At 73.7% G+C, this 2,208-nt stretch carries 2 protein-coding genes and 1 pseudogene; 1 reads left to right on the top strand and 2 read right to left on the bottom strand.

Annotated features, from left to right (window positions below; genetic code table 11):
• Positions 1-304: NAD(P)-binding domain-containing protein (locus QOL99_RS16545; protein ID WP_285525432.1), on the bottom strand; the 304-nt coding region annotated here is incomplete at its 3' end.
• A gap of 124 nt (positions 305-428) precedes the next feature.
• Here QOL99_RS16545 and QOL99_RS16550 point away from each other — a divergent pair.
• Entirely contained in the window at positions 429-983 is a 555-nt protein-coding gene (locus tag QOL99_RS16550; protein WP_285525433.1) for a DUF402 domain-containing protein, read from the top strand.
• A 907-nt stretch (positions 984-1,890) separates the two neighbouring features.
• Here the strand turns inward: QOL99_RS16550 and QOL99_RS16555 are convergent.
• Positions 1,891-2,208 (bottom strand): annotated as a pseudogene (locus tag QOL99_RS16555) (bacillithiol biosynthesis protein BshC); the annotation flags it as partial.

A 2,208-nucleotide genomic window follows, 5' to 3' on the forward strand; every position in this document is an offset into this window, starting at 1 on the left:
CCTCGGGGTGCCCGCTGGTGCAGTCCACCCAGACCGTGCCGGGGCGCAGCTCGCCCCCCAGCACGGCCAGCACCTCGTCCACCTCGCGGCTGGTGGGCAGGCAGGAGAAGATCACGTCGGCCCCGGCCGCGCCGAACAGGTCCACGGCCTCGCTGCCGTGCTCGCGGGCGTGGGCCCCGGCCCTGGCACCCGTGCGGTTCCAGACCAGGGCGCGGCCCCCGGTCTCGCAGGCCCGCCGGGCGAGGTGCGCGGCCATCGGCGCTCCCATCGCGCCCAGGCCCAGAAATGCGGTTGTTCGGCTCATCTTGCTCAGGCTACGGTCTGGGCATTCGCCAGACGGGTTTCCTGAACCGGGTCCAGAAAGCCCAGCGCCACCGAGGCTGTCTGGACACCTCCAGCTTCATGAACACTGGCTTTATCCCCGACTCATGGCGCCGCCCCTCCCGGACCGGGTACGGTGGTCCATGCAAGCCGCCGAGCCGGTCAAAATCGAGCGCCACGACCTGCGGACCCGCGAACACCACACCAGTACCGGGGTGCGGCCGGTCAGCGTGTACCGCGAGCACGCCCACGGCCTGTATGTGGCGCGGGAGTTCGTGAACCACCCGCGCATCCGGCACTGGCAGGCGCACCTCCTCCCCGACCTGGGACTGGTGGTGTGCCGCTATGACTTTCACGGCCCGCGCGAGCACGACTATTACCTCGACATCGCCACCGTGACCCGGGGGGGCGAGGTCTGGAGCGTGTGCGACCACTACCTCGATCTGCTGGTCCATGACGGGATCGCCGCCGAGATCGTGGACACCGACGAACTGCTGGCCGCCCACCGCGCCGGATATGTCACCGCCGAGACCTGCATGGGCGCCGTGACCGCCGCGCACGGGGTGCTGTCGGGCCTCGCCCGCGCCCGCTACGACCTGCACGCCTGGCTGGGGACGCACGGCGTGGCCCTGGAGTGGCAGGCCGACTCGGTCCCCGCGTAGAAGCAGGAGCAGGAGCGGCGTGGCGCTAGCCTGCCGCATGCCCGACCCCGCCGCACAGGCCCGCCTGGAAGCCGCCCTGCCCGCCGCCCTCGCCCGGATCGCGGCCACGCCCGGCGTCTATGCCGCCCTGTGGTGCGGCAGCGCGGCGCGGGGAGAGGCGGACGGGCACAGCGACCTCGACCTTCACGCGCTGGTGACCGGCGACCACCGCTGGCGGGGCAGCTTCACCGTGGAGGGCGTACCCGTGGAGGTCTTTCACAACCCGCCCCGCAAGGTCCGGATGATGTTCGCCGCGCCCGACCACGCGACCGTCGCCATGTTCGCGCAGGGCCGCGCCGTCATGCCCCACCCCGACCTCGCCGCGCTGGTGGCCCAGGCGCGGGCCATCCACGCGGCGGGTCCGGCACCCCGGTCCCCCACGTCCGCCGAGCGGCACACCCTGATCGACGAGGTGGTGGAGGCCCGCAGCCTGGTGGGGGACGAGCTGCACGCCCTCGTCGCGCTGGGTGCCGCCAGTCGGCTGATCCGTGCCCTCTACGNCATCCACGCGGCGGGTCCGGCACCCCGGTCCCCCACGTCCGCCGAGCGGCACACCCTGATCGACGAGGTGGTGGAGGCCCGCAGCCTGGTGGGGGACGAGCTGCACGCCCTCGTCGCGCTGGGTGCCGCCAGTCGGCTGATCCGTGCCCTCTACGCGGCGCGGGGCTGGTGGGAGGTCAAGCCCCGTCACTGGGGGCGGGACCTGGAGGAACGCGCAGCGCCCGAAGCCGCCCTCCTGCGCCGCGTCCTGACCGCCCCCACGTCCACCGACCGGCAGGCGGCCCTGGAGGCCCTGGCCCTCGCCGTGCTGCCGGATGGACTGGCCTACGGCGAGAGCGCCACTGAACCGCAGCGCGTGCCCTGACGCTCAGGGAATGGGCAGCTCGGCCCGCGTGCCCGGTTCCAGCGCGAGCAACTGCCGCAGCGGGGCCTCCCCGTGCTTGAGCAGGTACGTCAGGAAGTTCATCTCGCGTTCCTGGGGCACGCCGTTCGGCAGCAGATGCCGCCTCAGCCGGGTGAGCTGCCGCGTCCGGTCGTCCTCCTGCCGGGCGAGGGCCCCCAGGGCGAGGCGCTGGAGGTGCGCCACCCGGGCCGTCGTGCGGGTGCGGGTGCGCTCGGCCGCGCCGACCAGCGTGGGGTCCAGCGCCCCGAGGTCGTCCGTCAGCGCCCGCAACTCGGCGTCCAG

The sequence above is a fragment of the Deinococcus rhizophilus genome, from assembly GCF_030271215.1.
Classification (GTDB): Bacteria; Deinococcota; Deinococci; order Deinococcales; family Deinococcaceae; genus Deinococcus; species Deinococcus rhizophilus.

Coding starts and splice junctions, on each gene's coding strand:
- QOL99_RS16550 (WP_285525433.1), top strand. CDS start 429: ATGGCGCCGCCCCTCCCGGACCGGGTACGGTGGTCCATGCAAGCCGCC.